Here is a 26482-nt window from a genome sequence, read left to right as displayed (position 1 = left end):
CTTCGCTTAAATATCAAGCACTCATTATCCAGAGTTCAGGTTAAATAATAATATCTTGATTAATCCTTATTTATACTTGACTTCATTTTGAACAACCGCCAGTATCAATCGTAACTGAATTGTAAAATAACACGCAACAATAACTAGCTTAAATAGCAATAAGATTACTTAAACAATGCAAAGCACCTTACTCGCCATGATCAATACTCGAAACCTACAAGCGGTAGCTAATAGCTATCAACTTGTGGTCAATCGACTGTGGCAAGTTAAGCGCCAGATAAATTGGCCACCCTATGCGGAACATTGAAAAGTAATAGTTAATCTAATCATTAATTAGTTAAATTTTAAAGCCGCTAAAATTACCTCTTGCGGCTTTTTTGTTCCCATCATTACCTGACAAAAAACCGCAACTGTCTGCCTTACTTTAAAACTGAAAATAATAGCTAAATTTTAAACGTAAACAAGGAGAGTAAAATGTCAGTGTCAATTGCCTATTTGGCGGTACTATTAATATGGTCTACCACCCCATTGGGTATAGTGTGGAGTAGCGAATCAATTAACCCGAGTTTAGCGGTATTACTTAGAATGCTTATTGCCTTAGTATTAGGCGCACTCGTAATTAAAGTTCGAAAAATCAATATTCCTTGGCACAAACAAGCATTAACGTTATATGCCTATTCGGCATTAGGAATTTTTGGTGGCATGCTCTGCTCATACCTAGCCGCCACTTATTTGTCCTCCGGCATTATTTCACTGGTGTTTGGTTTGTCGCCGGTTATTTCTGCCATATTAGCCAAGAGAATATTAGCGGAGCCTAAGATCAGCGGTATTCGAAAAATTTCGATGGCTATTTCACTGTTTGGTTTAGCGGTGGTTTGTTCTGACAACTTTAACTTGGCAGATGATGGTATTTACGGCGTAGTATTTATCTTATTGGCGGTATTCTTCTTTAGCTTAAGTGGTGTATTAGTCAAAAGTGTTTCATTGGCAATTCACCCATTAGCGACAACCGTGGGTTCGTTAACGGTTGCTACGCCGCTATTTTTATTGAGCTGGTTAATACTTGATGGCAGTTTACCGATTGATACATGGCAAGCAAAGTCACTGTGGGCAACACTGTATTTAGGCGTATTTGGTTCATTGATTGGTTTTTACGCATACTTTACTGTGTTACAAAAATTATCAGCAAGCAATGTTACCTTAATTACGTTAATTACTCCGATTGTCGCCCTAACCTTAGGCGCAGTCTTAAATGGTGAGGTGATTAATGACAAACTGCTAGTTGGTGCGTTTATGGTGCTATTAGGCTTAAGTATTTATCACTTTGGCCATTTACTTCCTCGCTTTAAAAAGAAACAAGTCAGTCGTTAAGTTCATAGCATAATATGAATGATTTTTATTAAAAAAGCCGAACTACGCTCAGAGTCGTTCGGCTTTAAATTTCATATGAAACATTTTCTAACTAAATCTTCTCTCGACGATTAAAAAGCGCTTAGCGATGTAATGGTCAACACTGGTATAGCGCCCAGCGCCTATAAAAAACAACGCGAGTAACATAATAAAATAGGTTGTAGAAAATTCAATACCGTTATTTAACACCACAATATTGCCCTTTTCATACAGCCACTCGGTATTGCCATGCTCTGCTAATATTTCACGCATGCGCTCAAGCCGCTCTGCTGTTTCGTTACTGTTATCTAGACTCGTTTGTGCACTATCAACACCAAGCCAAGTAGCAACATTTGCTGCACTAATTTCACTATTCGTTGGGGTGATCGCAAACCAACCATTCTCCGCATGAACTGAAGTTGCGGCGATTATCATGGTAAACATAAGCGGAATACTAATTAGGCGTGTGAACGCACCAATTAATAATAACCAACCGCCAAAGAATTCAACAATAATGACCAAATTAGCCAGTAATGCGGGAAAAGGTAGCCCTAAACCCCAGTCACTATTACCAAACCAAGCAATAATATTAGGATCAGCCATCAAGGCACTAAAGCCGGTAACCTCTTCGCTAAGTAATTGTGTTTTGCTAAAACCAGCCATGATAAATACGGGCGCAAGGTATAGTCTTAATAATAAGGCAGGAATACCATCATAGCTTTTAAGCTGTACTAAAAAACACTGGTAGTAATGTTGTAACGTTTGCATAGTCATAGTCTTATGAAATAAATAACACGATTAATAATAAGAACGATTGTACCGATAAAGTCTTTCAATTTTTTTGCACGTTACCGTGTAATTGTAATAAATAGTCGGTAAAAATATATTTACCATAAATAGTTACAATCTAGCTAAGGCCTGATGTTAAGTTTTGGTAAACATTAAGGTAGTATAGTCATGAAACTCATTTTTCATTTAAACCTATTTAAGATAAAACTATGAACAATAATCCAGGCATTATAAAACGGTTCGTTTCTTCGCTTTGGAGCGTATTAAGCTTTACACGCTCATTAATAGTAAACCTAGTGTTTTTTATACTATTATTCGCCTTTATTGGCGTATTCTCCAGTGGTGAAGAACAATTTCAAGTCCCCGAAAAAACGGCTTTAGTATTAAATATTGTAGGTGATGTAGTAGAACAAAAACGTGAAGTTGACCCTATGGATGCTTTTTTATCTGAAGCGATGGAACAAAAGGATGATAAACCGGAAGTTTTGCTCAGCGATATTATTGATGTTATTGGTAAAGCCAAAAAAGATGATCGGGTGGCAATATTAGTTTTACAACTACAAGGTATGAATAAAGCGGGTTTAACTAAGTTACAAGACATTGCCGCAGCGATAGAAGACTTTAAAGAGTCAGGCAAACAAGTTATTGCTCTTGGTGATCAATTCTCCCAAGACCAATATTACTTAGCCAGTACAGCCAACAACATTTGGTTAAACCCACAAGGTTTTATGTTACTTGATGGTTATGGCCGCTATCAAATGTACTTCAAATCAGCATTAGAAAAACTATCAATCAATCAGCACATTTTCCGTGTTGGCACATTTAAGTCTGCTGTTGAACCTTTTATCCGTGATGACATGTCTGATGCCGCTAAAGAAGCCAACAAACTTTGGTTAGCTGACTTATGGATGCAATACAAAGAAGATGTAGCAAAACGTCGTGGTTTTGCCATAGAAAACTTTGATGAGAACATTGATGTTTTAGTCACTAAATTTAGCGCGGCAGAGAGTAGCTTTGCTAAATATGCACTTAACAATAACTGGGTTGATCATTTAAAATCGCGCCAAGAAATGCGTGCTCAATTGATCGATTTAGTCGGAAAGAATAAAAAAGGTAATAGCTATAGTCACATTGGTTACCAAGATTACATCGCTGCAACCAGCTCAGTTTTAAATGAAACAACTGAAATATCTAACCACGCTAGTGATAAAGTTGCCATTATTGTTGCCAAAGGTACTATTTTAGATGGTACACAGAAGCCTGGTACTATAGGTGGTGACAGTACAGCTAATTTACTGCGTAAAGCACGAAATAATGATGATGTTAAAGCAGTAGTCTTACGTGTTGATAGCCCAGGCGGTAGCGCCTACGCTTCAGAAATTATTCGTCAAGAAGTTGAATTACTGAAAAAAGCAGGTAAACCGGTTGTTGCTTCAATGGGCACTTATGCTGCGTCAGGTGGTTATTGGATTTCAGCCCCAGCGAATAAAATATTCGCCGCTCCTTCTACTATCACAGGATCCATTGGTATTTTTGGTATGATGATGACTTTTGAAGACTCATTAAGCAAAATGGGAGTATACACAGATGGTGTCGGTACTACCGATATTGCTGGTTTTGGTCCAACTCAAGCGCTTACCCCTGGTATGGCAAACTTATTCCAATTATCGATAAACAGAGGTTACCAAGAGTTTATTCAATTAGTTGCTAGTAATCGTAATATGACCCTAGAACAAGTTGATGCAATAGCTCAAGGTCGTGTCTGGTCAGGGAAAAAAGCAAAAGAGCTAGGTTTAGTTGATGAGCTAGGTAATTTAACGGATGCAGTAGTCGCCGCAGCAGAGCTAGCAAAACTGGATCATTACGACACTTTATTGATTGAAAAAGAGCAATCTTCACGCAATAAAATAATGCAGCAATTACTTGGTAAATCATCATCATTGGTTAGCTTATTCACCACTAGCCCTGAACATGTGGCTATTGATTTAGCCTCGAATGCGGTGAATAACAAGCCATTGTCACAGTTCCTTAGCATGATGAAAACTGAGGTAGAGCAAATGAACCAGTTTAATGATCCTCAAGGCCGTTATACATTATGTGTTGCCTGCGGTAACTAGAAAAACACTAGGCTCAGCCAAAAAATAAAACACTAAATATCCTACGAAGTGGTATTTAAAAAGGTAGTTAAGAAATTAACTACCTTTTTATCTTTAACCCACAAGCGTAAACTCCCAAGGCTAAAATAAAACTATTCACTGTTAAGCACCCTATCGAAGATATACTCGCTACCATTTAAGATACATATTTCAGCGTGGACTTTGATTGGTACGGTATATCATTGTTTATTCTACTTAGTTCTATAGCAACATTCCTGCTTGCTAGGATATAATATTTCCTATAAATAAAAGCTAATCGCTATCAAATTAGCTTTTCGAATTAACGATCGAATAAATAAGTAGTTAAAGTTATGTTGAAAAAAAGAATTTACGTTGCTTACACTGGCGGCACCATTGGTATGATGCAAAGCACTCAAGGCTTTGTTCCTGCTAAAGGTCATCTGACTGAATCTATAAATGCCCTACCTGAATTTCATCGTAGTGAAATGCCTGACTTCACCATCAGTGAGTATCAGCCATTAATCGATTCATCAAACATGACACCCAGTGATTGGCAACGCATCGCTGATGATATTAAAGCTAATTACGATGACTACGACGGTTTTGTTGTTTTACATGGCACAGATACTATGGCGTATACCAGTTCAGCCTTATCTTTTATGTTCGAAAACTTAAGTAAACCCGTTATTGTAACGGGCTCACAAATTCCATTGAGTCAACTGCGCTCTGATGGACAAGTCAATGTTCTAAACGCTTTATACATTGCTGCGAATTATCCCATAAGTGAAGTAAGTTTATTTTTCAATAACAAACTCTATCGTGGTAACCGTTGTATTAAAGCTTATGCGGATGGTTTCAATGCTTTTGACTCACCTAATATGCCGGTATTACTTGAAGCGGGTATCAATATTCAGTTAGTTGCCGGTACGCTCGCACAAGCGGTAGATAAAGTTGAACCGTTACAACTTTCAACGATTACCCCGCAGCCCGTTGGCGTAGTTCACCTATATCCTGGTATAAGCAGTGACGTCATTGAAAATGTCATCAAACAACCGGTAAAAGCACTCATTTTAAGAAGCTATGGCGTTGGTAATGCGCCACAAGACGAGGCATTACTCTCTTGTTTACGAAAAGCAAAAGAACAAGGTATTGTGGTGGTAAACTGCAGTCAATGTATTAAAGGCACCGTTAACATGTCTGGTTATGCTACAGGTAATGCGCTAAGTGAAACGGGTGTGATCAGCGGTCATGATATGACCTTAGAAGCGACATTAACCAAGCTACATTATTTGTTAAGTAAAAACTTAAGCTATGATGAAATGTGCCAACAGATGGATATAAGCTTACGTGGCGAACTTACCTAAGTATTACCTTTGATAGTTGATAAGTAAACAATAGATAAAGAATGAAAACACCAAAAACAGCTTGCTGGAAACAGATATTTTCATTCTTTATTCTATTTAACCTCTAAAACTTGATAGCCAATACTAACGAGAAAAATTAGTCAGTAATGTGCTCATCATGTAATTCAATATTTAGCTCTAATACGTTTAAGTCACCCTCTTTTTTATCTAGATTTATCGAAAAACTTTCATCAGAGACTTTAATGTACTTTCGCAATACCTGAAGAATATCGGCAGTGAGTTGCGGTAAATAATCTGGCTGCTTATTTCTACTATTACGCTCATGCGCAACAATAATTTGCAGGCGCTCCTTGGCTTTAGAAGCCGTTGTTACCTGCTTTTCTTTTTTACGGGTAAAATAATCCAATAGTGCCATGTTATCCTCCAAACATACGACTGAAAATGCCTTTTTTCTCGGCAAGTATAAATCTAAAATCAACCGTTTCACCTAAAAGACGATCTACCACATCTTGATAAGCTTTGCCTGCATCACTTTCTGTATCTAAAATTACCGGTTCGCCAGCATTGGATGCTTTAAGCACTGCTTGTGATTCTGGGATAACACCTAACAGAGGAATTGAAAGAATATCTTCTACATCTTCAACACTAAGCATTTCCCCCTCTTCAACACGCTTAGGAGAATAACGAGTTAATAACAAATGCTCTTTTATTGGCTCTAAACCAAGTTCAGCTCTGCGTGAGCGACTTGCTAGCATACCTAAAATGCGATCAGAATCACGTACTGATGATACTTCAGGATTGGTGGTTACTATCGCTTCGTCGGCATAATAAAGTGCCATCATTGCGCCCGCTTCTATGCCAGCAGGAGAATCACAAATAATATAATCATAGAGTTTACCTAGGTCTTCAAGCACCTTACCGACATTCTCTTTATTTAACGCATCTTTATCACGTGTTTGCGAGGCGGGTAAGATAGACAAGCTACTAACGCGTTTATCTTTAATCAGTGCTTGATTTAAGGTAGCTTCACCATTGATTACATTAACAAAATCATAAACAACACGTCGTTCACAACCCATAATTAAATCCAGGTTGCGAAGGCCTATATCGAAATCAATTAAGACAACTTTATTACCTTTCAACGCTAAACCAAGACCAATCGCAGCACTTGATGTCGTTTTACCCACACCACCCTTGCCTGATGTAACCACTATTATTCGTGCCATAGACCGAATATCCTTTATAAATTAATAATTAAATGAGTTTTGATGACGTTAGTTCGCTGTCAGTCAAATGAATATATACAGGTGAGCCCCAGTGTTGCTCCATGGACTCACTCAGCCAATAATTACCATTAATAGAGACCAACTCAGCCTCGAGTTTTTGGCAATATATTTGTGCTTTATGATGGCCTTGTGCACCAGCAATAGCCCTTCCGCGTAACGAGCCATAAACATGAATGTTGCCATCAGCAATAACTTCAGCGCCAGCGGATACTGAGCCAATTACCACCAAATTTTGATCTTTAGCATACACTTGCTGACCAGAGCGAATTTGCCCACGGTGAACTTTGTCTGTGTATAAGTTTGATTTAGGTGGTGTGACAATTTGTTCGCTTTTTACTACGTCTATTTTTTCAGATGTAGTAGATTTTTCCGAAGTATTTGTCGAGGCATTAGCTTTCGCTGTATTCACAAAAGAAAAGCCAAGCGCTCGAATAAGCTGACGTTGGTCTTTAGTTACCGATCCAGTAAAGCCAACGAAGGTGAAGTTGAATTCTTCAATGAGTGTTATTACCGATTGATAATCAATGGCACACTCTAGTTTTTCAATATTAACCACGATAGGAACGAGATAAAAAAAATCAGGTGCTTGTGCTACTTTTTTTTCTAGATCAGCACGGATATCAGCTAACTTTGAGGTTTTCAAATGTAAAACAGATAGGGTAAAACTTGTACCTTTAAATTCAATGCTGGCATCTGCCATAATGAAGATTTTCCTAAATAAGACAACTCAACGTATCTAGTGATAATTTACCTAAAGGTGATCGAATTAAAGCTAATCTACCTAAAGATAATCGACTAAAGCATAATATACCTAAAAATAAGGTACTTAGACATAACATTTCCAGTATTACTCTTATCTTATTCACTGATAACAATAATACTGAAAAAATAAATGCGCTTATATATACCCGCTCCTCTTGAAGATGCTCGTTTCAGGAAGCTTGAGCGAATCATATTCAAGGCACATTTTTTTATTAATGGTTATTCCCTTAAAAACAAATGTAACGATGAATATGATTTGCTCAGGCTTCCCCAAAGGGCTGGTTTATAAACGCTTTATGTAGCGTTATTGATTTCGACAATAGAATAACTATTATCTTTAATCAATGCCTTACCTAAAGGCGTTTATAATTCCAGCTGAATCCTGCATCTTCAAGTGGAGCGGGTATACACACTCCAGCTTAATTACGCACCATCAAGTGGAACGGCTATAAAGCCAAACGAACTAATTTATTGTTCCGTTTGGTATAAGGCGCTTTTTAGTGTCGAAATCAAAGCATTTTGCTGGTGTTGAGAGTGTTTAAGCTTATTGTTTGCTATTAATAGTGAATAACTTAAATTAATTGATGCAACCAATAAAGCACGTTCACTGTTAACCGCACCTTTTTGTTTCTTAATGTCAGCACACATAACAGCGAGGCTATTAGCGGCTTGATTTAAATCCTCTGCTTGTTCAGCTGAGCAAGAAAACTGATGTTGCTTGCCCATAATTTCAATGCTGATACCTTTAGAGTCTTCAGCAATCATTAATTAACCTCTTCTACACTTTGCAATTTACCTAGTAGGCTGGTTAATACATTGTTTGTCTGTTTTTGTTTTTCTTCACCGTCAAGTGCTTCAAGTTGCAGCGTTTCATTTTCATCAATAAGTAATGATTTTTGCTGCTCTAGCTCTACAACTTGACTTTTAAGTTGGTTATTTTTTGCGATGATATCTTCAATCAGTTGTTCGAGTTGAGGGAGAGTATTTTCTAGCATAAGGCGCTCTTTTTAACTGTAGTAAATTTAAGGCGCAAATTTAATCTAAAGTGAGACAGAATGCTACTATTTAGTACGATTATCGTCGTAATTTATGTAACAATTAGCAACGTCAAAAAAGATTGGATAATAACGTTCAAAAAACAGACTTTTATGATAAAAATTAACCAATTACAATTAACCTTTTTAACAAGGTTAGTTTATGTCAAGCATCCTTAAACCGCTTAAATCTTGATGAAATACGGTATTGCTACCAAAATAACACCAACAATAAGCAACATAGTTACGCTAGACATAAAATAGGGAAATACAAAAAGTGCGAGACCTGTACAAAAAGGCACAATCGCTTTTTGCTTTCTTCCATAGACAAAATAGCCTATGCCTATACCACCAAATAAAACACTCCACAGCATTATTGATGCACTATCCATTAAAAAATCCCCTGCTTTAAGTTATTTCTTCTTAGGTACAGCAAAGTTCGCATAAATTGTTGTCACTGTGCCTGCAATAAGCGACAGCATAGCAATACCAAACATGGCATTATTTTGAGATTCGAACGCCAAAAGATATATACCTAATGCAACAAAGAGCAATCCACCTAAAGCAAAAGCTTTGGGATGTGTTGTCATCAGTCCAGATGATTGGACAGGTTTAGACGATTTAGAATGAGATGAAGCTTTTCGTTTGTGCTTATTTGTCGGCATCACCAACTCCTTAGTAATTTATATACCCGCTCCTCTTGAAGATGCTCGTTTCAGGAAGCTTGAGCGAATCATAATCAAGGCACATTTTTTTGTTAAGGGTCACTCCCTTAAAAACAAATGTAACGACGAGTATGTTTTGCTCAGGCTTCCCCAAAGGGCTGGTTTATAAACGCTTTATGCTGCGTTATTGATTTCGACAATAGAATAACTATTCTCTTCAATCAATGCCTTGCCTAAAGGCGTTTATAATTCCAGCTGAAACCTGCATCTTCAAGTGGAACGGGTATACTTATCGGTTTTAAAGTGTTCTGAATAAAGCGTACTAAAAATTATCTTTGAAGATGATTTTTTAGACCATAGAGGCTACTAAAATTGGTAGCCTCTATTTTAGATTTATTGATGCTGGGGATAAGCGAGTACCCAATCAGAGCTCTTATCACCTTGTCTATCAAATTTATATTTAACAGAATGAAAGCCACAGTCTTTTACAAGGCCATTAAAATCAAAAGGTTGTTTTACTCCTGCTTTTGATTCCATAAATGCAGCATCGCTTGGTATAATAACATTCGCATGGTCGGCTGAAATTACGAATGCAGCTTCAGCCAATATTAGATCATTGTTATGAAGCTTAATAACCTCGGAATTTCCCAAACTGTTACCGTCCAAGTCTCTAAACTCTAACTCTTCTGGATGATTAATCTCAATAACATCACCGCCATTAAGTTGATACTCAATTAACATGTTTACCATTTTACTCACCCTTTTATATTTATTATTCGATGTATTATAAGGCTTTGCTTATTCATAAATTAGTAAGCCAATCCTATGTTATATTACGTTAAAATAACAAACTTTTATTGATATGAACCATCTAAAGCTACAAACCTCGCATAACAAAAGCCATATACCGCTGGCTTAGCGGAAAATATAGTTGGTTAACAATATGCAACGAAGTAGGAATAAACCAACTGTTATTTGGCTTTTTAATAAACTTGTTAGCCTATAATTCCGGTTCTATTAAGTCGATCTCATATTTGTGAACATAATAATCGCCTTTGATACAATCAATGACATATCTCAATGAACCTGGTTTTTGTGTTTTACTACAAGTTACTCTCTGAGCTTTCATTCCAAATTTAGATTTATAATTTTTGATCATTTTATCAAGTTTTAGCTGTTCTTGTTCCGTGGTGGCAGAATAAAAACTATCAAATTGATTTACCCAGTCTTTCCTTTCTGATTCAGCAGCTAATGCCAACCAACTCATTCCAATTAGAGTTGACTGTTTAACGTGTTGACCTTTTAAAAACATAAATGCTACAGCATATTGAGAATCCTTAAACCCCCATGCAGCAAGTTCACTTAAATTAGAGAAAGCCCCTTTATAATCACCTTTTTTAAATTGTTTTAACCCCAAACGCTCTTTCTGAAAAGCAAAGTTTGGATCTAATGGTCTTTGAGCAAATGAATTAAATGATGTTACAAATAAAATCGACAATATTATTCTTTTTAACATAGTCACCCTTGGGAATAGAAATAGCCTAACAGCTTATTTATCGATAGGTCTTAGTAAGACCGTACCAAAAAATTAAATAATTTATCTTAATATCCCATAGTATCAATCTATTAGAAACCAAAAAAATTGCTTTTATAACTAGTTGGACATTATGAGAGGTATTAGTAACATCTGGGGATAATGGAATTGAAAAAACAGGGCATACAATTTATCTCTAATCACTTCAATACGCACAACGTGATAGTGAATACTGCTGATTTAATCTCAAACATTATCGTTGGAAAGACATAGTTTCATAACAGTGTACGTCTCGGTATCCCTTTAAAAGTAGACAAAAGTGCATGGGACTAATCCAATAATTATGCGTAATCACATCCTTAGGTTTGATGGGGTTTGTCCTGTCCACTTTTTAAAAGCAGCTCTGAAATTTGACACATCATTAAAGCCAATAGAGCAACCAATGTCTTCAATGGTCAACTGTGTTTCTGTTATCAACTTTTTTGCGGCACTACAGCGTAACTCTTTAACTATGTCTCTAAAACTTGTGCCCTGTTCAGATAATTTTCTGCGCAGCGTTCTCGGTGTTAGATATAGGTCACTCGCTAAATTTTCAGCACAAAGTTCTTTATGCATATTCGCAGAAATCCATTTATTTATGGTGATTAAAAACTCGTTTTTTGACAGGACTGAACTTAATACCGAATCACATTGACTAAGCAATAACGGCATGGCGAAAGGATTACTTTTAGGAGTGTTCAATGACCATTTATCGTCACTAAAGACAAATTCACTATATTGATTACCATAACTAATTGGGCAACCAAAAAAGTCTTCATAGCCTTTATGATGTGTTGGTTTATCAAAACTAAACCTTAAGGCATCAAACGAGAAGTCTTCGCAGTCTAAAAAATCTCTTACTAGAGATAAAACTATCACGCACTGCAGTTCTATATTAAATTCGGCTAAGTCACTGGCAAACAGAAGATCTTCAAAACGAATACATGATTGTCCTAACTCGCCTTCAACATGTAATGACATATTGACCGTTTTAGTAACTAAGTTATGGTAGCGAAGCGAAAACTCAAGCAATGAACGTAGGTCTTTGCAGCATAATAACGTACAACCATATAAGCCGTAATCTTTAGGTTTTATAGATGCGCCCAACAATAAACTCACGCCAGGGATTTCTAACGCTAAGATATTTCGATAAAAAGAGACTATTTGTTCTTTATTAATTTTATATTCACGGTCATTTAATCCCTCCAACTCAATATCTGTGCCCTTTAACAAACACGATAATTCAATGCCGTTGTTAGATAAGGTGGTCGAAATAAAGTTAAGTTTATGCGCAAATACTTGGCCAGTAAAATTAGCGGGCAAACTATTTTGTGGAACCATCATAAATTTCTCTTTTTGTTATTTAGCTCTAGTTAACCACAAATTGACCGCTTTTCACTTAAAGTTGACCGCTTATCACCTTATCTTCACTATCACTCATCTTTATATTATTAAGGTTACCAAAAATTATAATTATAATAAGAGAGTCAGATAACATGAAGAACAAAGCAATAAAAAGCATATTCACCTTGAGTGCATGCGCTTTAGCAATTAACGCTGCAACAGCGCAAGAGCAAGTAACCCTAGAAGTGATTCAAGTAACGGCACAAAAGAGATCGGAAAACGCACAAGAAACGCCGATATCAATGAACGTGCTTAGTTCTGCTGATCTAAAAGAAAAAAGCATTGAAAAAATTGATGACTTACAATATTCGGTGCCAAATTTACATATGACCGAAACAGGCATTAGTACTCAAATGTTTATCCGAGGTATTGGTACGGGGAATAACCAAGGCTTTGAGCAATCTGTAGGTCAATATATCGATGGCGTACATTATGGTCGCCAACAATTACTCCGTATGCCGTTTCTCGATTTAGAAAGGATTGAAGTCTTAAAAGGACCACAATCGATTATGTTTGGTAAGAACTCTGTTGCCGGTGCGTTGAACTTATCTTCTGCTAAACCGACACAAGATACTGAAATACACTTGGGTGTACAGTACCAACCGACCAATGGCGCCACTGAATTCACCGGTATGGTATCTGGCTCATTAACTGATACTTTGTCAGCAAGGTTAGCGGTTAGAGACTATTCAGAAGATGGCTATATTGAAAATACGTTTAAAGATCGTGATGAAACGATCCGTGAAGAAAGTGCCGTTCGTTTGAGTTTATTATGGGAGCCAAGTGATACCATGAACTTCTTATTCAAAATTGAACAAGATGAATTTGATGGTACTGGCCGACAAATAGAAGTAATTAAAGATGAACCAGCCCTTGCAGGCTCTCCTATGCCTGGCGCAACATTTAGTCAAATATTAGGGGCTTTGGGTCATCCTGGTGCAATCACTGAAAGTGAATTAAATTATGAGCGCCAAGCTGACGCTGAAGAAAGCAATAACAACAGCTTAAATAATGCCACGTTAACGGCTAACTTCAAATTTGGTGATTATACCCTTACCACGGTATCAGGTTTAGTTTCATACGACTTTGTTGAAACCTGTGATTGTGACTATACTGCAGCGCCTATTTTTTCAGTGTTTATTGATGAAGAGTATGAGCAGTTCAGTCAAGAAATTAGAATAGTCTCTCCGGTAGGCGAAAAATTTGATTGGTTAGGTGGGCTATTTTACCAAAGCAGTGAGCTTGCCTTTGATGACAACATCATAATACCAACCAATAGTGTCTTAGGTTTAGTCTCTGGCGGAGCGTTAGCCTCACTTAATGGCCAAGCAGCAGGTCGAAATTACCAATTAGACACTGAGATGTATTCCGCGTTTTTCCAAGGTCGTTATCACTTTACTGATGCGTTAACACTAACCTTAGGTGCACGTTATACCAGTGAAGACAAAACGTCATCGCGTGTAATGAATATTACTGATGTAAGTACCGGTGACATTACCACAAACCCAATGTCACCTGCTTTATTTGATGTTGTATTTGGTATTCAAAGTGAACAGAGCCCTTATTCACCCGAAGGTCATAACCTACAAGGTGAACGTAATGAAACCTCTTTTACACCACTGATTAATGTAAGTTATAAAATTGATCAAAATATTATGGCTTATGCTTCTGCGACGACAGGCTTTAAAGCTGGTGGTTTCGATGCGCGAGCAAATAATGTTAATTCATGGGAATTTGAAGAAGAAGAAGCAACTGCCTATGAAATGGGGATAAAGTCTTTATTACTCGATGATACTTTAGAAGTAAACTTATCTTTTTATCGCACTGAATACGATAACTTGCAAGTTAGTCAATTTGATGGCGTACTAGGTTTCAATGTGGGTAATGCCAAAGAAACGGTTGTACAAGGCGTTGAAGTTGACGGTCGCTGGATAATACTCGATGGTTTGTCAATGCAATATGGTATGGCTTATTTAGACCATGAATACAAAGATTTCACTAATGGTAACTGTCATAGCAGACAAGTTCCTGATGGTGACATGGGTGCTGATGGTAACCAACTTTGTGATTATACTGGCAAGTCTGGGCAATATACCCCTAAGTTTACTGCCAGCATTGGTTTTGACTACTTTACGGATATATCATTTTTAGGTTTCGAGTATTTCAGAACCACGCTAGGTCTTTACCATTCAGCAAAACAAAATGTTGATGTGAACTTGAACCCGCTATATGAAGTTGACGCTTATGACAAAGTGGATATGCGTATTGCGCTTGAAAGTGAAAACTGGAATATCGCCCTGTTTGGTAAAAACATGACTAATGAAGAAGTATTAACTTATGTGGGTAACAATCCATTGTCGGGTAGTACTTTTGGTACCGATACTTTTTATGGCTTTGTCGACCGACCAGCGACCTATGGCATACAGGTTGATTATAACTTCTAGTTGATGCTAACGTAATCTAACGTTATAAATTAACACATGAAAAAATAGTAAGTGAGTTGTTGAGTTGCATTAGCATCATAACAACTCACTTCTCTTATTTTATCTTCATTTACTTCAGCATTTAATGGTTTGAATCTTCACAACAAGTGATTACTGGCATTAAAAAATTTAGCATTATGGACTTATTAAAACGCGTCATCTTCACTGTAAACACTCACAGTGAGCTCACCATCATCACTTTCAAATACTAAAAAATTTATCGGTCTACAACATACATGGCAATCTTCAATATACTGCTGTGCCACGTCAGTTGAATCAATGAGTACTTTAATCGTTTCACCACAGTAGGGACAACCTATGGACTGCTTAGTTAATTGATTCAATGGTTACGATTCTCCATATTTATCGACAAGGCATAACAAATCAAAGACCAGATTTTATTATGCTTCAAGTGCCATAGCGGCCATTTTCATGGTGCTTTCAAAGGATTCTGCGCCCGCAATAAATAAACCATTATGGCAAAACATTGCGTCATCAATACCCGTTACGTCTTTAAGCGCTTGATCAGATAAACCCGCCCAACCGTTAGGTAATGGTTTTCTGTCTTCAAATGAACCAGGCTCTACTGGCACTGTTTGAATTCGCCATTGCCCAGAGTTTGATGGGTAAACCATGTATAAAGCCACTTCAGACAGTGCGTGTACCGTTCTTTTCCACGGAGTATATTGTTCTAAAACGATCACTCGAGGATCTTTGGCATTCTCGATAGCTTTAGCAACAATATCTTTTGCACTAATGCCACCGTTAGCAGAGGCAATGAATCGTGTTAAAACACGCGATGCAAATTCAACCGCTTCATCAAAACAAGCATCAAAGTGACTATCTTCTTGCCAAGTTGGGTTGAACATGGAAATTGTTTGGCTAAGGCTAATGCCTTGAGCAACACCGTCGACATGACCACAATCAATGGCATCAATCGTTGATACTAAACCAGCATCAACGGAATTAGCTACCTCTTGATTACCCTGACAAATTTCTAAACCATACTTCTGCCAAATTAAACCAAACGAAGAATAAGGAATACCATTTTCACGCTCACCAGCGCCGCCACGTTGATGATGATCAAAACGACCCGCATCGGCATCATATTCACCACCTACATCGATGACAATATCTGCTTTAGCGATAAGTTCTAAATTACGTGTACGTATGAGTTCAATAGACGGGAAAATGTTTTTTAGTGCGGCGATACTGAAAACATCATCTGCATGAAAATTACCGTTGTGCGTTGCTATCGTTATATTATTCATTTATTTTGGGTCATTTTAGAAAGGGATAAGAAGGTGTTGCTAGTGTAAATTCACTGTTTAGACTTTTCTGTTTTGAAAAGTTCCTCAGTAAAAGTTATAGGCAGGATTCTATACGAATATAGCCAACTTTACTTTAAAAGATGCAGTGCTTAGTAAAATCTTTAGCTTCTGTTGCTGTCCAATCTCCTGTAGGTTTTTCTTTCATATCAGTACACCATTCTTCGCTTCCTATGTTAGGAGAACAAGCGGTAAGCATGACAATAGCAAAGCAAAGACTTATAATTTTTTTCATGAAATTTCCTAATTTATATAATGTAGACAACCAATAATTCCAGTTCACTAGAATTATTTACTGCTCAGATATTACTAGCGCTTTAATTTTTAAGGCTTTTTCAAAGTGATCCAGTTTATGCGTGATGATCCACCACGTAGCTGCTGCCATCAATAATTCAGGATCATCATTTTTATTTGCAAAAAATGCATAAAATGATAAACCGACATTAGTGCCTTTTTGAGCAACCTTTTTATCACAAACGTCGATAATTTTTTCTTGTAAACTCACTTTCACGCGTTAATTTCCTTTTAAATTTATCATGGTTCTTGCCATCATTTAGTTTGTTGTAGCTGAGCGAAACTAAAACAAACTGAAAAGCCAGCAAGTATAAATTGCTGGCTTTTATTTTACGCGATGTTAACTGCCAATTAAACAGAGGTTAGGTTAACTAAAGTAGCTATTTCTCTTCGAAATAGAATTTTTCACGCTTGTTATCGTAGTTACCAATCTCATTCATGGTATCCGCGTTATATAAACGTCCGTTAACCATGGTATGAGTTACTTTATCACTTAGGCGAATGTCCTTAGTGATGTCGCCATCAATAACAATCATATCCGCTAATTTACCTACGGTTAATGAACCTAAGTCTTTATCCAAGCCAAGCGATCTTGCTGGAGAAATAGTAGCAGTACGAATAGCTTGTAGTGGCGTCATGCCACCTTGTGCCATCATCCACATTTCCCAGTGCATTGCTAAACCTTCACGTTGGCCATGACCACCAGCATTTACTTCAACACCTAAGTCTTGCATTTCTTTCGCCACTTTTGCTACGTTAAAGTGATTGTAATGATGAAGCGGGGCTTTTGGTCGACGCATAGAGCGCGGATCTAAAAACTCACTTGGCACATATTTACTTAAACGTGGGTGTTCCCATACATTGGTTGTATCATACCAATAGTTTTCGCCGGAAATACCGCCATACGCAACACCCATAGTTGGGGTGTAAGCCATGTCAGATTGTGACCATAACTGTTTGATATCATCGTAAATATTAGCGGTGGAAATAGAATGCTCTAACGTAGTATGTCCATCAACAACCATGGTTAGGTTATGTTGCAATAACGAGCCACCTTCAGGTACAACCATCATTTCTAATTCACGCGCTGCTTGAATAAACTGCTGGCGTTGATTACGACGTGGTTGGTTATAGCTTTTAACACTAAAGGCCCCTGCCGCTTTTAAACGTTCAACATGAAATTTAGCATCATCTAAACTATCAACATGTGAAGTATATCCTGGGATAGTGGCACCATATAAAATAGTACCTGTTGAGAATAAACGGGCGGCGACTATTTTACCGGCTTTTTGCATTTCACTGGCAGCAAAAAATTCCGTGGTATCATTTGAAGGATCATGAATAGTGGTAACACCTAGTGCTAAACCAGCATAATTTTTCCAGTTTTGTTGTGGAATAATCTCATTACTGCCTTGTGAGCCATGTGCATGGGCATCAATTAACCCTGGCATTACTGTTTTGCCGGTAATATCAATGATCATGGCATCACTTGGGATTTTTACCTGGTCTTTAGTGCCTACCGCTTTGATTTTGTTGCCTTCAACAAGCACAACGCCGTTTTCAATAACTTGCTCACCTTCCATCGTGATAACTTTACCGCCAACAAAAGCGACATAACCCGATGGAATATCAACTTTTTGCTGGTAACTTAAGTTAATGACCTTAGCTTCAACTACCGGTTTGTCTGCTTTTTTATCGGCCGTTGTCTCACTTGTTTTTGTACTGATATCAAATAAGCCTTTTACCGAAGCTTGATATAAATCAGCACCAAGACTCCAATAAAGCTCGTTTGATTTACCGTTCCAATTAATACCTTCACCTGCACGTACAGATAACTGCTCCACCGGTAAATTTTTAGCTTTGGGACCAATATCAATGACATCACCACGTTCTACAAATGGCGTAACAAAAACTTTAAAGCGCTCGGCAAAAGCTAGGTAGTTACCATTTGGCGAGACACGATACTCAGAGGCAAACTTGCCCTGATATAATTTAGTATCATGTTGACCATCTAAATCTATCCGTGAAATATGAGGTGTCTCTCCGTCTCGGGTCACATAAATTAGATCATTTCGAGCGCCAAAATGTGGTTGTACGCCACTTTCAGTAACCAGTTTAGTGTCACCACCTTTCGCTGATACAACATATACACCAGGGTTTAATCCCCAGGTAGGGTCGGTAATATTCCCACCACGAAATTTACGATACACAACGATTTTACCATTGGGTGAAAAGCTTGGTTCAACATATTTACCCGGTTCACTGGTGATTGATTTACCTTTGCCACCGCGGCTAGAAACAACACGTACTTGACCTAAACTTTTATCGTCCCAGCTCACGTAAACAATCTTTTTACCATCACGTGAGAAACTTGGATTCAGTTCAAACTGACCTTGTTGTTTTGTTAAGCGTTTTGGTTTTCCATCAGGTAAGCTTTTGATATAAAGAAGACCCATCGATTCAAAAACAGCGACTTTACCATCAGGTGATACTTTTACATCACGCAACATTTTAGTATTAAACGTTGTTTGATCTAAATCTTGAGTAAAGCGGACTGCTGTTTGAATTTTCTTTTGTGTTTTAACATGAAAATCAATGACTTTAGCTTTTTTAGATTCAAGTGATAATTGATTAATTTTACCCCCAGACCAGAATACTAAACCATCGCTATCAGGGGTCCAAGCCATGGTAGGATAAACACCATGGATAGCCCATGTTTCTTGCATATCACGGTCTAAACCATCGTAAATTTTAGTTTGCTCGCCACTTTTAAGATTGTACAAATATAAGTTTGATTGAAAGTCATCACGGCTAATAAACGCTAAATACTTACCATCAGGAGAAAGCGTTGGTCTTATTGCACCGCCCTTGCCTGAGACTACGACTTTAATTTCGCCTGTTTCAAGCTCAAGGCGCTTAATTTTATAAATGCCCTTTTCAGAGTCTTTAGAATAATGAAAGCTTTTACCTGGGGTTGCATCTTGTGAAAAGTAGACATATTTACCGTCATGTGAGAATGCTGGCTCACCTAAATCCTTTTGCTCATTAGGGCGTTTGGTTAACATAACGCCATTACCACCCGACTTATGATACATCCACACTTCACCTGCACCTAGGGAGCGAGAGCCGGTATAATGTTTACGACCAACAATATAATTACCATCAGGTGACCATGCAGGGCTATTTAATAAACGGAAAGTCTCGGTGGTTACTGCTTTTGCATCACTACCGTCGGCTTTCATTACCCATAAATTATCACCGCCATCTTCGTCAGACGTAAAGGCAATGTACTTACCGTCTGGGCTAAAACGTGGTTGCATTTGCCAAGCAATATCTGTCATCAATGCTTTGGCTTCTCCGCCAGAGGCCGGCATGGTGTATATGTCACCCAATAAATCAAAGACAATGGTTTTACCATCTGGACTTAAATCGACATTCATCCAAGTTCCTGAACGAACATCTATATTTGCTGTAGTAAATTGTCCTTGAGGAGCGTTTACAGACCATTTTTCAGCAGTTTCTTTTACGCTTGCTTCGCTAGTCTTAGCCGGTGAATTGCTAGCTGTCTGCGCAAATGCAGTTGGCAAAGCCAACAAAACACTAATCGCAACACCTGACAGGAGAAGTTTTTTAGACAATATTTTTTTTGATGGCATACATGGCTACCTTATACGTTTGTATTGATTGAATTAATTAACGTTTTAATTATCTTTTTAATTAACCGTACTTAATCACATACGCTAAAAAAATGTAAGTCAATTACGGTGGTTGGTCACAATTGTAAGATACATTAACACAGCAAAAAAGCGCAATTTTGTACGCTTTTACTGCCACAAGTCATGATGGGATGAATAACACATTGAAATAGCTATGGCTAAATGTTGGAAGCTAAATTTTAATGACTAAAGCGTGGCTTGCCAATAACCGACATCTAACCAGCGGTCAAACTTTAAGCCGACTTCTTTAAAGTGAGCAACCTTATCCATGCCCAATTTCTCATGTAAAGCGACACTGGCAGCATTGGGTAAGGTAATACCACCAATAACACTATGTATACCCAACGCTTTTAACTTGTCAAATAAGGCTCGGTATAGCTGACTGCCAAAACCTTTCTTCCCATGTTCAGGTGATAAATACACAGTAACTTCTACTGAAAATCGATAAGAGAAACGCTCACGCCACTTGGCTGCATAAGCATAACCAACAACATTTCCTGTCTCATCTTCAACAACTAACCAAGGTAGTTCAGCGTTAAGTACATTTGTGATCCTACTTAACATATCTGCAGAGGTTATTGTTTGCTCTTCAAAGGTAATAACAGTATTGGTAATGTAATGATTATAAATATCACAAATAGCCTCAGCATCATTGTCTTGTACTACTCGTATCATATAAGCCCCTTAGATAGGTTTGGTTGAATATTAATTACTGTAATGACGGATAACAGAAATTTTACCCTTTTCAATCTCGAACACTTCTAATACGGTATTGTTAATTACAATTTCTTGGCCATTATCAGGATGTATGCCTTTCGCTTTGGTGTGAAATTCAATCATAATGACATTGTGACCAAACGATTTATTGGTCAATTTGGCTTGGTATTGGGTATGAATACCGAGGTAATAATTCATGCCTTTGCGCATCATAGCTTTACCATCGGGCGCACGACTATCATCATTTGAATAGGGTAAATGCTGATAACCAATATCATCAGTTAAAAATGTCAAATAATGTTCTAAGTCTTGCTTTGTTGCTTTAGGCTTTTGAACATTGGTCCAAGCGGCAAAGTATTCGTTAGTAAATTTTTCATAGTCAAAGCTCTGCTCTTGCGCGTTGAGCATTAGAGGAAATACAAAGAAAAAACCGAGTAAACTTGATAACCAAAACTTCATAAAAACGTCCTTTTTGTTGGTATAATAGTGTTTTATAAACAAGATACTCTTTAAAACACTATTTCTTTAAATACTAACCTAATTATTGTGCTTGTTTATTAATTTCATTATTTACCGCTTTGATATCGGCTTTACATTTTGCATTGTCTTTAGAAGAACCCTGCGAACAAGCTATAGATGAACTACCCCCTAAGTCGCGTTGAACGCCATAGTACACACAAGACGAAAGTAATAAAGTACAAATTAATGTGTAAATTATCTTCATTTTAATTCCTTTAATAACGTTGCATTATTAATGCTCAATAAACAGAGTAAAAGCAATTAGCACAGCTATGCTGGTTCATTATAGTTTTTGAGCTACATTCGTTTTAGCATGACCGTTAGTCTTGAAAAGCTTTTTATCGACTTGATATAGCGATACATAATTGTTTATCTTACTATTATTTTCTATAAAAAATAATAGTAAGATTACGTGTAAGTAACGAAGAAGGGAAGGAAAAATATGCGTACAAATAATGGTATAACTTTTTAGACCTAGTTTAATATTAACTCGTCGAGGGTTAACGTAATTAACGCTAACAATCACTGATTACTATTGTGAGGGCAGGATTTTTAGGCATTACTAGGGGTTAATTACAGGGTTTTCCTAACGAATATGACATTTAAAATCGCCACTGTTCGGATCGAAATCACAGGCAAAAAAATCAGCTTGTCTCATAAATAGAAACAAACTGATTTTTAGTATGATATTGAGTTAAGCTTTTTTAGAAAGCCAACATCTAGGCTAGTGTACCCTATTGGCAATAAATGCCTTTCAAACGTTCAATTAATGGCAAGTCATCTTCAGCAAGTGCCCCCAACATTAACCAATCAACAAGTAATTTACTTAGATCAATCTCAGTACCAGAAAGCATTTGTTCCTGCATTAACTGTACTTGAACTTTCATACGCTGTGCAGCTAACTCCACTGGCGAATCACTTTTCCCCAGTATTTCAATCTCTAAGGTTTTATCCGAGCGATGACTACCTTGTACTTGTTTCGTTAACTTAACATGTTCTTGGAAACGTTTTTGCCAAAAAACCGTCAACTTATTGAAAACAGTTGATGTTTGTAATGCTGTCAATTCTTGATTGTTTTGAGCGTGTAAGGTCATTAACTCAAACAGATTTAACCAACTCTGAGATTCCTTAACTTGGCTATTACTTTTTATGATTTGCTCAATGTTCTTAATTATTTTTTCTAGACGATTTGCTACAGACTTGATAACAGGTCTATTAGCAATAACGTCTTTAAGTAACGTTTGTGCTTGTTGATCAATTGATTGTAAAACTTGGTTATCATCTTTATTTGTTAAGCCGTTAAGAGACTCTTCAATGATGATCACTTGATCCACAAAAACTTGTTGTTGAGTCGATAACGCCGCTTGTTGATCAGACTTAAACTGTTGTCTTTTTGAAAATAATGCATCATTAACTTGTCGGAATTTTTGCCACAATTGATTTTCTTGATGATTACCGGCGAAGCCTACTTCACGCCATGTTTGCTGTAACTGTTTCGCGGATTCAATGGCCACTAAAACGTCTTCACTAGCAAGTAACTCTTCTGCTTTAGCGATCAAGGCTTGTTTTTCTTGAGTATTACTTAAATGAAAAACGCTAATGGCATTTTTAATTGGCGTAATAGCGCTGTTAAATTTCAGCTGTAATTTTTTATATTGGTTACGATCTACTTCACCCGCATTATTCCATTGCTGTTGTAAATTATTAAGTTGACCATCAAGTTTTTTGAAATCTACCGTTTGTGCTTCTTGTGACTCATTTAGGTGTACAACAAGCTGTTCTGCTTTTTCTAATAATTTTTCACGTTGCTCTAAATGCTGCAGACGAATTTTATCTTGCTCGGCATAAAATAAACGACATGGAGCAAACGCTTGTTCACAAAGTTGATTAAACTGATCATTTAATTGCTTATCAACATCTTCATCAGCATGACCTAACGAATTCCATGTATTACGGTATGCTTTAACTTTAGTCGCTTGCTCATTCGGGTTATCAAGTGGTGTTGCAACCAGTGCTTGTATAGCTAACAATAACTCTTGTTTACGTGGTGTAGCGATATAATGTTCCCAATCGCTAAGCTCCACCATTTTTTCGCTAACTTCGTCAAAATCACGTTGTAATTGTTGCTGTTGCTGGATAGATAACTGGTGAATAGTTTCTTTCACGCCTTTAAACAAACCAAAACAAACCTTGAATTTACCATTACTAAGTAAACGTTTTATATCGTGAAGTTTTTTCTTATGTTGAAAGAACAATTCTTTTTGCTGACTTTGTAATGACTTTAAACCGCCCTGCCAAGTTCCTACGATTTCTTTTTGAGCTTGCACAATGGATTCAGGTAAAATACTCGCGGTTTTTTGTTCAATAACGCGCCAAGCTTTTAGCCAATCATGATAAGTTTGTTGACGGTCGTTTAACTCGTCCAATGACTTAGGTAACGTTAATTGTGATATTTTCGAAATTAGGTTGGTCGCTTCGCTAACTGACTCAGCAATTTGTGGTATTTCACCTAAGCGTTTAGCTAATTTCGTTACTTGCGTAATAAAGCCGTCTTGCTCAGTTTTATTAAGTACTGATGCTTTAATATCGCTGGTTAACTGACGTAACAAGTCTTTGAATTGTTCTTCATCAAAGTTGTCGCTTGAAAATACTGCGGTGGTAATACCTTGGCTGATTTGATTAAGCTGTTGAGTAAACTCTTTTTTGTCTTGCTGTTTATCATGCGCTAATTTGTCAGCTATTATTTGCTGCTGGTAATTTTCAGCTTTGGCGATGAACAGCTTTTCAAGATGAGTCATTATGCTTTGATATTTATCACTAAAAACAGTGAGTTCTTCCGCAGTAAATACTTCAAATTCGGCTTCAAGTGTTTGCCATTCCGTGATTAATAGTGCCTTACGCTTTTTATAAACACCGTAATCAGCTACATCTTTTAATGCCTGCAGTTTGGCTAATGTCAGTTGTATTTGTTTTGCTAGTTTTTGTGGTTTCTCAGCCGCTGCTTGTATTGAAACGAGTTTATCTCGAATTTGTTGTGCTAATGCTTCATTACATGCTTTTTTACTCAGTTTTTCTAATACTTTACTGTCATCAACTTGATTTAATAAATAAGTTTGAAAATCAGGGTTTTGTTTTTGGCTAAAGCTATGCGTTAATAAATGCATTGTCGTTTTACGTGCACTTATATGCTGGTAAAGTGCGATCATAATAGTGCTGTTTTGTTCATGCGCTAGCCAAGCTTCTAATAAAGCCGTAGACAACACAGGTGTTGCTGCTTGTTGAGCTAATAGCGTTTGCTTTTGCTCAGTACTGATCACTACATTGTGATCAGTGGCTAAAATATCATGTACTTGTTTGGCGGCAAATTGTTTTATTTTTGCTTGGTTATTGTCCTTACTTGCTTCAAGGTAGCAATCAAAAGACCCTACTTTGATAAGCGCAGCACGGCGTACTAAGTCACTGACATCTTGCTTGATAAGGTCCATTAATATAGCGAATTGCTCAGGGTTATCAGCCGATAATTCGTCATAAATAGCGGTAATACGCACAGTTGCGTCTTTATGCTGCCAGTTAACTTTTGTTTTAAATAATTTGGAGAAGATCATAGTTATTTTAATTCATTCAGTTGGAGAATAACGAGAGTGATTTAAGTTCAGACTTAAAGCTCATTGTTACTGAAATAAGCGATGTCCGCTTGTGTCGGTTTACTGCAGCTTTTAAGGGTTTCTTCTGGCTTATTGCTAGAAAACTCGGCTTTTAACTGACGTTTGTTTTTTTCAACAATATGACCATCTGGACCTATGGTCAGCATTTCATCATGGTCTAAGTGCCTAGCTTGATATGCCATACTCAATTGTAAAGCAGTAGCACGTTGGGGTTTATCAACAACCGTGCCCTCAGGCCATTTCCCTGTTTCTGCAGCACACTTTAAGCGTAAATACATGTCATTTGACATGGCGTCTATGGTTTTTATTACATCCATTAGAATTCCGAGGTATAAGTAGTATTAAGTGTAAGTGGTACGTTTTATCATCTAAGGGTTAATCTTTTAACAGTCAAAACTAACTCGCTTTACGCTTAGTAAAGAGCAACATGGCGCGAATGATAATGTACATGACAAAACCGATAATGGCACTGACCATAGCTAGGTTATGCTGCCAAGTACCTGGTGCGATATTATCTCTAAACATAAATAAAAAACCACCACAAAATAGCAACATGGCGATAAAAGAGTAATTCATCAAACGTTGGGTTTTATTAATTGTATTAGCACGGTTTAGGCTGGCAACTTTATCGGAGCCAAGTTCAGATAAATTAAGGTCACAGTGATTACAGGTCTTTGCTTTATCAGAAATTTTTTTCTTACAACTCGGACAATTAATAACGGCCATTTAGTTACTCATGTAATGATAGTTAAAACGTAGAAGCAAGTACTCCACTTTCTTTATAAAAGAAAAAGTAAAGGTACCTACTTTAATTGCGCTTAGTATACCTGACCTTTTTTGCTATTTCACTAGTGATGATCTTTGAAAATAGCTAAGTTTTGCATAAGCTATACACGCGTCGAATTTGTCGGCGTTTTAACACAAAACAATACCGCATAAACGACAGGGATTACACCTAAGGTGAATACAGTAGAAAAGAGCAATCCACCCATTATCGCTATAGCCATGGGTTCCCAAAAGACCCCTCCCCCTATATATATAACGGTATTAAGCCCAAAATAGTGGTTAGCGTCGTTAGTACAATCGGTCTAAGACGTTGCTGAGCAGCATTAATAATCGCTTGGCAAGGATCATCGGGCAGTGCTTGCTCTTCAATTTTAATTCGCTCTAACAAGACAATCGCATTATTAATAACAATACCAGCCAAAGATATTGTGCCTAAATTACCGTTAGGGTGTCCAACTGAAATAACAATCGCGTATAAACTCTATGAGTAAACGGACTTTACAGCGTAAATTGAGTGGCGAAAAACAATCGTTTTTAACGTTATTGACCTCAGTGCGTCTAATGTTAGCAAAACAACAATTAGCCAATAAA

Annotated in this window: 27 protein-coding genes; 4 read left to right on the top strand and 23 right to left on the bottom strand. The window is 37.2% G+C overall.

Annotated elements, in window-relative coordinates; all coding sequences use genetic code 11:
• The first annotated feature begins 474 nt into the window (after window positions 1-474).
• On the top strand, window positions 475-1371 hold the full coding sequence (locus CXF71_RS11905; protein ID WP_101233172.1) for a DMT family transporter: 897 nt from the start codon (window positions 475-477) through the stop codon (window positions 1369-1371).
• A gap of 87 nt (window positions 1372-1458) precedes the next feature.
• On the opposite strand, the gene CXF71_RS11900 is transcribed toward CXF71_RS11905, so the two are convergent.
• Window positions 1459-2157: an HvfX family Cu-binding RiPP maturation protein gene (locus CXF71_RS11900; RefSeq protein ID WP_101233171.1), complete on the bottom strand. Its 699-nt coding sequence runs from the start codon at window positions 2155-2157 to the stop codon at window positions 1459-1461.
• Window positions 2158-2387: 230 nt separating this feature from the next.
• Between CXF71_RS11900 and sppA the strand changes: the two genes are divergently transcribed.
• Together sppA and ansA are read left to right on the top strand one after the other, a co-directional pair.
• A complete protein-coding gene (gene sppA, locus CXF71_RS11895; RefSeq protein ID WP_101233170.1) occupies window positions 2388-4295 on the top strand; it encodes a signal peptide peptidase SppA in 1908 nt (635 codons plus the stop codon).
• A 350-nt stretch (window positions 4296-4645) separates the two neighbouring features.
• Window positions 4646-5659, top strand: coding sequence for an asparaginase (gene ansA / locus CXF71_RS11890; RefSeq protein WP_101233169.1), 1014 nt, complete (start codon window positions 4646-4648; stop codon window positions 5657-5659).
• Window positions 5660-5795: 136 nt separating this feature from the next.
• Here ansA and minE read toward each other — a convergent pair whose 3' ends face one another.
• From minE to CXF71_RS11835, 10 genes are all read right to left on the bottom strand, one after another.
• Complete coding sequence (gene minE / locus CXF71_RS11885) at window positions 5796-6074, bottom strand: cell division topological specificity factor MinE (protein ID WP_101233168.1); 279 nt, start codon at window positions 6072-6074, stop codon at window positions 5796-5798.
• A gap of 1 nt (window position 6075) precedes the next feature.
• Window positions 6076-6885: a septum site-determining protein MinD gene (gene minD / locus CXF71_RS11880; RefSeq protein ID WP_101233167.1), complete on the bottom strand. Its 810-nt coding sequence runs from the start codon at window positions 6883-6885 to the stop codon at window positions 6076-6078.
• Window positions 6886-6913: 28 nt separating this feature from the next.
• Complete coding sequence (gene minC / locus CXF71_RS11875; protein ID WP_101233166.1) at window positions 6914-7645, bottom strand: septum site-determining protein MinC; 732 nt, start codon at window positions 7643-7645, stop codon at window positions 6914-6916.
• Between the two features lie 530 nt (window positions 7646-8175).
• Window positions 8176-8472, bottom strand: a complete 297-nt coding sequence (locus CXF71_RS11865) for a cell division protein ZapA (protein ID WP_101233165.1) — start codon at window positions 8470-8472, stop codon at window positions 8176-8178.
• Window positions 8472-8702: a DUF904 domain-containing protein gene (locus tag CXF71_RS11860; RefSeq protein WP_101230703.1), complete on the bottom strand. Its 231-nt coding sequence runs from the start codon at window positions 8700-8702 to the stop codon at window positions 8472-8474. Before CXF71_RS11860 ends, CXF71_RS11865 begins: the two co-directional genes overlap by 1 nt.
• Before the next feature lie 224 nt (window positions 8703-8926).
• Window positions 8927-9133 carry a hypothetical protein gene (locus CXF71_RS11855; protein WP_101233164.1) on the bottom strand — a complete coding sequence of 69 codons (207 nt, stop codon included), beginning with the start codon at window positions 9131-9133 and terminating at the stop codon, window positions 8927-8929.
• Between the two features lie 21 nt (window positions 9134-9154).
• Complete coding sequence (locus CXF71_RS11850; RefSeq protein ID WP_101233163.1) at window positions 9155-9406, bottom strand: hypothetical protein; 252 nt, start codon at window positions 9404-9406, stop codon at window positions 9155-9157.
• 393 nt (window positions 9407-9799) lie between these two features.
• Complete coding sequence (locus CXF71_RS11845) at window positions 9800-10156, bottom strand: hypothetical protein (protein ID WP_198559877.1); 357 nt, start codon at window positions 10154-10156, stop codon at window positions 9800-9802.
• Window positions 10157-10406: 250 nt separating this feature from the next.
• Window positions 10407-10922, bottom strand: coding sequence for a sel1 repeat family protein (locus CXF71_RS11840; protein ID WP_157826750.1), 516 nt, complete (start codon window positions 10920-10922; stop codon window positions 10407-10409).
• Window positions 10923-11291: 369 nt separating this feature from the next.
• Entirely contained in the window at window positions 11292-12323 is a 1032-nt protein-coding gene (locus CXF71_RS11835; RefSeq protein ID WP_101233161.1) for an AraC family transcriptional regulator, read from the bottom strand.
• 152 nt (window positions 12324-12475) lie between these two features.
• Between CXF71_RS11835 and CXF71_RS11830 the strand changes: the two genes are divergently transcribed.
• Window positions 12476-14827, top strand: coding sequence for a TonB-dependent receptor (locus CXF71_RS11830; RefSeq protein WP_101233160.1), 2352 nt, complete (start codon window positions 12476-12478; stop codon window positions 14825-14827).
• Window positions 14828-15012: 185 nt separating this feature from the next.
• Here the strand turns inward: CXF71_RS11830 and CXF71_RS11825 are convergent, their stop codons facing one another.
• From CXF71_RS11825 to CXF71_RS21660, 12 genes are all read right to left on the bottom strand, one after another.
• The gene (locus CXF71_RS11825) at window positions 15013-15210 is read right to left on the bottom strand and encodes a CPXCG motif-containing cysteine-rich protein (protein ID WP_101233159.1); all 198 of its coding nucleotides are present in this window, start codon (window positions 15208-15210) and stop codon (window positions 15013-15015) included.
• A 57-nt stretch (window positions 15211-15267) separates the two neighbouring features.
• Window positions 15268-16137, bottom strand: coding sequence for an MYG1 family protein (locus CXF71_RS11820; protein WP_101233158.1), 870 nt, complete (start codon window positions 16135-16137; stop codon window positions 15268-15270).
• 133 nt (window positions 16138-16270) lie between these two features.
• Entirely contained in the window at window positions 16271-16429 is a 159-nt protein-coding gene (locus CXF71_RS11815) for a DUF3012 domain-containing protein (protein WP_101233157.1), read from the bottom strand.
• 57 nt (window positions 16430-16486) lie between these two features.
• Window positions 16487-16705, bottom strand: coding sequence for a DUF6500 family protein (locus CXF71_RS11810; protein WP_101233156.1), 219 nt, complete (start codon window positions 16703-16705; stop codon window positions 16487-16489).
• A 163-nt stretch (window positions 16706-16868) separates the two neighbouring features.
• Window positions 16869-20144, bottom strand: coding sequence for an amidohydrolase family protein (locus CXF71_RS11805; protein WP_101233155.1), 3276 nt, complete (start codon window positions 20142-20144; stop codon window positions 16869-16871).
• A gap of 246 nt (window positions 20145-20390) precedes the next feature.
• Window positions 20391-20879 (bottom strand): arsinothricin resistance N-acetyltransferase ArsN1 family B, encoded by a 489-nt coding sequence (locus tag CXF71_RS11800; RefSeq protein ID WP_101233154.1) that lies wholly within the window; start codon window positions 20877-20879, stop codon window positions 20391-20393.
• Between the two features lie 30 nt (window positions 20880-20909).
• Entirely contained in the window at window positions 20910-21380 is a 471-nt protein-coding gene (locus tag CXF71_RS11795; RefSeq protein ID WP_101233153.1) for a nuclear transport factor 2 family protein, read from the bottom strand.
• Between the two features lie 82 nt (window positions 21381-21462).
• Window positions 21463-21645 (bottom strand): hypothetical protein, encoded by a 183-nt coding sequence (locus tag CXF71_RS11790; RefSeq protein WP_101233152.1) that lies wholly within the window; start codon window positions 21643-21645, stop codon window positions 21463-21465.
• Window positions 21646-22174: 529 nt separating this feature from the next.
• On the bottom strand, window positions 22175-25045 hold the full coding sequence (locus tag CXF71_RS11785; RefSeq protein ID WP_101233151.1) for a DUF349 domain-containing protein: 2871 nt from the start codon (window positions 25043-25045) through the stop codon (window positions 22175-22177).
• 53 nt (window positions 25046-25098) lie between these two features.
• Entirely contained in the window at window positions 25099-25422 is a 324-nt protein-coding gene (locus tag CXF71_RS11780; protein ID WP_101233150.1) for a YeaC family protein, read from the bottom strand.
• A 79-nt stretch (window positions 25423-25501) separates the two neighbouring features.
• Window positions 25502-25831, bottom strand: coding sequence for a hypothetical protein (locus CXF71_RS11775; RefSeq protein ID WP_101233149.1), 330 nt, complete (start codon window positions 25829-25831; stop codon window positions 25502-25504).
• A 304-nt stretch (window positions 25832-26135) separates the two neighbouring features.
• Entirely contained in the window at window positions 26136-26312 is a 177-nt protein-coding gene (locus CXF71_RS21660; RefSeq protein WP_232771458.1) for an efflux RND transporter permease subunit, read from the bottom strand.
• Window positions 26313-26482 lie beyond the last annotated feature (170 nt).

It is taken from the genome of Colwellia sp. 12G3, assembly GCF_002836775.1.
GTDB lineage: Bacteria > Pseudomonadota > Gammaproteobacteria > Enterobacterales > Alteromonadaceae > Colwellia.
Note: the sequence above shows the minus strand (reverse complement) of the source record. Positions and strands in the feature narration are given on the sequence as shown.

Bases quoted from the DNA above. Each gene is read 5' to 3' on its own strand.
- CXF71_RS11790 (WP_101233152.1), bottom strand. From the start codon at position 21,645: ATGAAGATAATTTACACATTAATTTGTACTTTATTACTTTCGTCTTGT.
- sppA (WP_101233170.1), top strand. From the start codon at position 2,388: ATGAACAATAATCCAGGCATTATAAAACGGTTCGTTTCTTCGCTTTGG.
- CXF71_RS11900 (WP_101233171.1), bottom strand. From the start codon at position 2,157: ATGCAAACGTTACAACATTACTACCAGTGTTTTTTAGTACAGCTTAAA.
- minD (WP_101233167.1), bottom strand. From the start codon at position 6,885: ATGGCACGAATAATAGTGGTTACATCAGGCAAGGGTGGTGTGGGTAAA.
- CXF71_RS11840 (WP_157826750.1), bottom strand. From the start codon at position 10,922: ATGTTAAAAAGAATAATATTGTCGATTTTATTTGTAACATCATTTAAT.
- CXF71_RS11815 (WP_101233157.1), bottom strand. From the start codon at position 16,429: ATGAAAAAAATTATAAGTCTTTGCTTTGCTATTGTCATGCTTACCGCT.
- CXF71_RS11835 (WP_101233161.1), bottom strand. From the start codon at position 12,323: ATGATGGTTCCACAAAATAGTTTGCCCGCTAATTTTACTGGCCAAGTA.
- CXF71_RS11780 (WP_101233150.1), bottom strand. From the start codon at position 25,422: ATGGATGTAATAAAAACCATAGACGCCATGTCAAATGACATGTATTTA.
- CXF71_RS11905 (WP_101233172.1), top strand. From the start codon at position 475: ATGTCAGTGTCAATTGCCTATTTGGCGGTACTATTAATATGGTCTACC.
- CXF71_RS11850 (WP_101233163.1), bottom strand. From the start codon at position 9,406: ATGCCGACAAATAAGCACAAACGAAAAGCTTCATCTCATTCTAAATCG.
- CXF71_RS11800 (WP_101233154.1), bottom strand. From the start codon at position 20,879: ATGATACGAGTAGTACAAGACAATGATGCTGAGGCTATTTGTGATATT.
- CXF71_RS11785 (WP_101233151.1), bottom strand. From the start codon at position 25,045: ATGATCTTCTCCAAATTATTTAAAACAAAAGTTAACTGGCAGCATAAA.
- CXF71_RS11820 (WP_101233158.1), bottom strand. From the start codon at position 16,137: ATGAATAATATAACGATAGCAACGCACAACGGTAATTTTCATGCAGAT.
- minC (WP_101233166.1), bottom strand. From the start codon at position 7,645: ATGGCAGATGCCAGCATTGAATTTAAAGGTACAAGTTTTACCCTATCT.
- CXF71_RS11855 (WP_101233164.1), bottom strand. From the start codon at position 9,133: ATGGATAGTGCATCAATAATGCTGTGGAGTGTTTTATTTGGTGGTATA.
- CXF71_RS11860 (WP_101230703.1), bottom strand. From the start codon at position 8,702: ATGCTAGAAAATACTCTCCCTCAACTCGAACAACTGATTGAAGATATC.
- CXF71_RS11830 (WP_101233160.1), top strand. From the start codon at position 12,476: ATGAAGAACAAAGCAATAAAAAGCATATTCACCTTGAGTGCATGCGCT.
- CXF71_RS11865 (WP_101233165.1), bottom strand. From the start codon at position 8,472: ATGATTGCTGAAGACTCTAAAGGTATCAGCATTGAAATTATGGGCAAG.
- CXF71_RS11845 (WP_198559877.1), bottom strand. From the start codon at position 10,156: ATGGTAAACATGTTAATTGAGTATCAACTTAATGGCGGTGATGTTATT.
- minE (WP_101233168.1), bottom strand. From the start codon at position 6,074: ATGGCACTATTGGATTATTTTACCCGTAAAAAAGAAAAGCAGGTAACA.
- CXF71_RS11795 (WP_101233153.1), bottom strand. From the start codon at position 21,380: ATGAAGTTTTGGTTATCAAGTTTACTCGGTTTTTTCTTTGTATTTCCT.
- ansA (WP_101233169.1), top strand. From the start codon at position 4,646: ATGTTGAAAAAAAGAATTTACGTTGCTTACACTGGCGGCACCATTGGT.
- CXF71_RS11805 (WP_101233155.1), bottom strand. From the start codon at position 20,144: ATGCCATCAAAAAAAATATTGTCTAAAAAACTTCTCCTGTCAGGTGTT.
- CXF71_RS11775 (WP_101233149.1), bottom strand. From the start codon at position 25,831: ATGGCCGTTATTAATTGTCCGAGTTGTAAGAAAAAAATTTCTGATAAA.